We start from the raw sequence: 4,257 nt of genomic DNA, 5'->3' as shown, positions 1-4,257 counted from the left end.
GCCAAACCTTTATTTATTTTTAGATGGATAAGAAAAGCATGGACAGGGACTTCAGGAGCATCATCCTGTGGCTCTTCGTTGGATCAAAGGGCGGACCAACCAGGGCGAGGATTCTCTTCCGCATAAAGGAGTCGCCGATGAACGTCCACAGAATAGCCAAGGAGCTGAACCTCAACTACCGGACGGTCAAGTACCATCTGGAACTCATGCGGGAGCACGGTGTCGTTGAAAGGGTTGGCAACGACTACGGGGCCATATACATACCGAGTGAGGCAGTGGAGAAAAACTGGAATGAAATAGAGTCAATACTAAGGAGGAATGGCCTATGATGGGGCTATACTGGATTGTGAACATACTCATCGTCTTAACTGAACTCGCACTGGCCCTCATGCTGCTCAAGAACTACTACTCACTGAGGAATACTGGGGTGGGAAAGAGACTCTTTGGGGTTTCTCTGGTCTTCCTCTTCCAGAGCGTTCTCGCGGTGGTTTTCTACATCCACTGGGCCGAAATGGGGCTCGGAAAAAGCGTTGCCGGGCCGTTGCTTCTCCTCTCGCTGAGCGGTCTGATTGGAGTTGGTCTGCTGTATTCGATATCGAGGATGTGAGGTTATGAGAAAAGAAATCTTTGGATTTTTGGTTCTTCTCCTTCTTATTGGCGGCACGTACTTGCTGGCCAGGGGAGGGAAAGAGCCGAAAGAAAGGTATAATGCCAATACAACCGGAGTTATCCAGGTGACTGGGCTGGTCGAGAAACCGTACAATATGACCTACTCCGACTTGAGAAAGCTCCCTTCAAAGAACGTGAGTGCACCTCTATACTGTGTGGATAACCCACGAACACCGAGAAAAAACGGCACATGGAGGGGTATCCCCCTTAGGATTCTCCTTAAAAAAGCCGGGGTGAAAGATAACGCCTACAAAATAGCACTCTATGCGGATGATGGGTATACAACAGATCTCCTTGTTGGATGGATTACTGATGATACCATTGTGGCCTATGAGTTCAATGGAAAGCCCATAAAGCCGAGGCTGGTCGTTCCGGGGATGTGGGGTTACAAATGGATCAAGGGGATTGAGATTATAAGGCTCGTTGATTACGACTTCAAAGGCACGTGGGAGCGGGTTGGTTATCCGGACTACGCGTACACGGATACAGAGGGTCCGGAGGGCGCTAAATGAAGCCGAGTACTGCCCTGACCGTGATTGAGTGGACGTCGCTTCCACTTTTGATTCTGGCGGGCCTGCTGGTCATCAGCGGCTACGGGCTGACGAGCGAGGCTGCAAGAAACGCTTCTTTAGGATTTCTAACCTTCTCACGCTCCCAGGCAATCCACCTCAGCCGGCTGGTTAAGCTGGGCTTCGTTTCACTCCTCGTCCTCCACACCTACGCCGGAACCGAAGTACTGGCGAAGAAGGTGGAAAAGACCCACAGAAGGCTCGCGGCACTCATGGAGTACTCCGTGCTGGCGTTTCTAATCTACGTGGGCTGGATAGCCCTGAACGGAGAGTTCGGGGGATAAACAGGATCAAAGATTGAAGAAGAAAATGGAACCGGCTCAGAAGTTGAAGTTTATGTCCTTCATCAGCTGGTCGTAGAACTCCCCCCTGTATATCTCTGGGTAGCGCATGATGTAGTCGTATTGTTTCTTGAGGATGTTGTAGTGGTTCCTTTCCATGTCGGCGAGCATTTCAAGTACCAGTTTCGTCTTCTCGGTGGCGGCGTAGTTGGCGAGCTCATTGTAGAGCTTCTCGCTGACGAGCTCAGCTTCCATAGCTATCTCATAGACCTCGTCGATGTTAACATCGGGCTTCTTGATTACCTCAGCCATCTTCTCGGCTATCACTTTGAACTCCGCCATGACGTCGACCTTTATCTTCTTTGGCTCGGTTATCCCCTCTTGAAAGCTCTCGGCCATCTTCTCGATTATCTCGCGGTGCTTGTCCTCCTCCTTGGCCAGAAAAAGGAGTTCGTCCCTTATGATGTCGCTTCTAGTCATCGAAGCGAGTTTTTCATAGGCCTCTTTGGCCCTTATCTCGGAGTTCACGGCAATCTCAAAGACTTCCCTATTGGTTACCTCCATCGAAAATCACCCAGCTATTATTCTCGCCAATCCTTATTAACCCTTGCTACCCCGCATTTGGTACATACCACGTAAAGCCGTTCGGGGAATCCACGGAGGCAAAAACTTAATATGTGGAATATGACATAACACCCCTGGTGATACAGTTGGTAAAAAAGGCGTTTGCGGCTCTCGTTTTACTGCTCTTGTTCATGAGCACCATAGCCACAGGCTGTCTCCAGGGAGGGAGCACATCGACTTCAGGTCATGGAAATAGCCCTTTAAGCTCCGCGTCCCTCAGGTACAGGACGCTCAAACTTCCCTCAGGGAACCACACGACCCTGTACCTTGGTGAGGTTCTTCAGGGGGCATGCCCGCCCGGACAGGTGAGGGTGACCTTTACCTACCATTCCAATGGCACCAACGTGACATCCGTAAGCGTTAGGGGAACCTTCAACGACTGGAAGGAGTGGCACATGAAGAAGATGGCCGACGGCTCCTGGATCCTCGAAATCTGCCTGCCTCCAGGGAAGTACCAGTACAAGTTCTTCATAGACGGGAAATGGGTAAAAGACATGTCAAAGGTTGATCCAACCGCCGATTCCTACGTTGCCGATGGATACGGTGGAAAGAACGCCGTTAAAATAGTCAGGGGTGAAAGAGGCCTGAACTTGGACTACGACCCCTCAAACCCGGCGTACCTTTCAGTAGCAGATAACAGAACGGTCATTAGATTTAAGGTGACGCCGGGTGAGATAAGCTCGGCGACCCTTGTAACGTCCTTCGGTGAATTTAAAATGGAAAAACAGCTCTGGTGGAGCTCTGGAGAGATGTGGAGGGCAGAGGTGCCCGTCGTGAAACCTTTTAAGTATTACTTCAGGATCGAACGGAAGGGAAGCGATGTGCTCCTGTTGAACAACTCCGCGGAGCCGTTCTTTTCCTTTGACGGCGTTGACAGGTTCCCCCAGGTTCAGTGGGTTAGTAAGGCCGTAGGATACCAGATATTCCCCGACCGCTTCTACAACGGAAACAAGAGCAACGATGTCTTTGCCCTGCAGAGTGACGAGCTGTGGCTGAACGAGATGAGCAACGAGAGACCCCTCCTCTCAAACTGGAGTGATCCAATAACACCCCTTAACTGCTGCCACCAGTACTTCGGGGGGGACATAGCGGGAATAACGGACAAACTCAACTACCTAAGCTCCCTAGGTGTTAAGCTGATTTATCTCAACCCGATATTCCTGTCAGGTAGCGTCCACGGCTACGACCCCTACGACTACTACCGCATCGACCCCAAGTTCGGGACTAATCAAGAGCTCAAGGAGTTTCTTAAAGAAGCACATAAACGCGGTATCAGGGTGATATTCGACTTTGTGCCGGATCACAGCGGTATCGGACACTGGGCGTTCCTTGACGTTGCAGCACGCGGCAGGGCGAGCCCCTACTGGAACTGGTACTTCATCAAGAAGTGGCCGTTCAAACTCGGGGATGGAAAGGCCTACGCCGGCTGGTGGGGCATAGGGTCTCTCCCCAAGCTCAACACAATGAATCCTGCGGTTGAGAGCTACCTCCTAGGCGCGGTTATGTACTGGCTGAACTTCGGCTTCGATGGGGTAAGGGTCGATACCCCAAGCGACCTCATTAACGCTGACCAGTTCTTCTCAGAGATGCGGAAACGGGTCAAGGAGAAGTATCCAAACGCCTACCTCGTCGGGGAGATATGGACGCTTTCACCGGAGTGGGTCAGCGGCGACCGCTTCGACTCTCTCATGAACTACGCCCTCGGGAGGAACATCCTCCTGCCTTACGCAAAGGGTTCCATCGGGGGGGAAGTAACTATGAGTATGCTGGGGAAGTACTACGCCGCCTACGGCGAGAACGTCGTGGCGATGGGCTTCAACCTCGTAGATTCCCACGACACGTCGAGGGTCCTTACCGACCTTGGAGGGGGAAACCTGGGGGACACACCCAAGCCCGATGCGGTTAAACGGCTGAAGCTTCTCTCGACACTGCTCTACACCCTCCCCGGAATGCCGGTAACGTTCCAGGGTGACGAGTGTGGCTTCCTTGGAAACAAGAACCACTACGATGAGCAGCGGTACCCCCTCCAGTGGGACAAGTGCAACCAGAGCCTGGTCGACCACTACCGGAAACTGGCGAAACTGAGGGAAAGCGTTCCCGCACTGACCAGCAGC

The 4,257-nt window shown here is 52.2% G+C and carries 6 protein-coding genes; 5 read left to right on the top strand and 1 reads right to left on the bottom strand.

All coding sequences use genetic code 11. From position 1 onward, the window contains the following. Positions 1 to 38 precede the first annotated feature (38 nt). Genes MVK60_RS01105 through MVK60_RS01090 form a run of 4 tightly spaced genes read left to right on the top strand, consistent with a single transcriptional unit; the run spans position 39 to position 1,522 of the window. Entirely contained in the window at positions 39 to 329 is a 291-nt protein-coding gene (locus MVK60_RS01105; RefSeq protein ID WP_297435589.1) for a winged helix-turn-helix domain-containing protein, read from the top strand. Beyond that, complete coding sequence (locus MVK60_RS01100; protein WP_297435587.1) at positions 326 to 607, top strand: hypothetical protein; 282 nt, start codon at positions 326 to 328, stop codon at positions 605 to 607. The genes MVK60_RS01105 and MVK60_RS01100 overlap by 4 nt, the downstream gene beginning before the upstream one ends. A gap of 4 nt (positions 608 to 611) precedes the next feature. Next, the gene (locus MVK60_RS01095; protein ID WP_297435584.1) at positions 612 to 1,181 is read left to right on the top strand and encodes a molybdopterin-dependent oxidoreductase; all 570 of its coding nucleotides are present in this window, start codon (positions 612 to 614) and stop codon (positions 1,179 to 1,181) included. Then, positions 1,178 to 1,522 carry a hypothetical protein gene (locus MVK60_RS01090; protein WP_297435582.1) on the top strand — a complete coding sequence of 115 codons (345 nt, stop codon included), beginning with the start codon at positions 1,178 to 1,180 and terminating at the stop codon, positions 1,520 to 1,522. Before MVK60_RS01095 ends, MVK60_RS01090 begins: the two co-directional genes overlap by 4 nt. Before the next feature lie 36 nt (positions 1,523 to 1,558). Here MVK60_RS01090 and MVK60_RS01085 read toward each other — a convergent pair whose 3' ends face one another. Continuing rightward, on the bottom strand, positions 1,559 to 2,083 hold the full coding sequence (locus MVK60_RS01085) for a ferritin family protein (protein WP_297435579.1): 525 nt from the start codon (positions 2,081 to 2,083) through the stop codon (positions 1,559 to 1,561). A 137-nt stretch (positions 2,084 to 2,220) separates the two neighbouring features. Between MVK60_RS01085 and MVK60_RS01080 the strand changes: the two genes are divergently transcribed. Next, on the top strand, positions 2,221 to 4,257 hold a 2,037-nt coding region (locus tag MVK60_RS01080; protein WP_297435577.1), incomplete at its 3' end, for an alpha-amylase family glycosyl hydrolase.

Origin of the sequence: Thermococcus sp. (assembly GCF_026988555.1) — an archaeon.
GTDB lineage: Archaea > Methanobacteriota_B > Thermococci > Thermococcales > Thermococcaceae > Thermococcus.
Note: the sequence above shows the minus strand (reverse complement) of the source record. Positions and strands in the feature narration are given on the sequence as shown.

Excerpts from the sequence above, each read along its gene's own strand:
- MVK60_RS01090 (WP_297435582.1), top strand. The coding sequence starts at position 1,178 with ATGAAGCCGAGTACTGCCCTGACCGTGATTGAGTGGACGTCGCTTCCA.
- MVK60_RS01095 (WP_297435584.1), top strand. The coding sequence starts at position 612 with ATGAGAAAAGAAATCTTTGGATTTTTGGTTCTTCTCCTTCTTATTGGC.
- MVK60_RS01085 (WP_297435579.1), bottom strand. The coding sequence starts at position 2,083 with ATGGAGGTAACCAATAGGGAAGTCTTTGAGATTGCCGTGAACTCCGAG.
- MVK60_RS01100 (WP_297435587.1), top strand. The coding sequence starts at position 326 with ATGATGGGGCTATACTGGATTGTGAACATACTCATCGTCTTAACTGAA.
- MVK60_RS01105 (WP_297435589.1), top strand. The coding sequence starts at position 39 with ATGGACAGGGACTTCAGGAGCATCATCCTGTGGCTCTTCGTTGGATCA.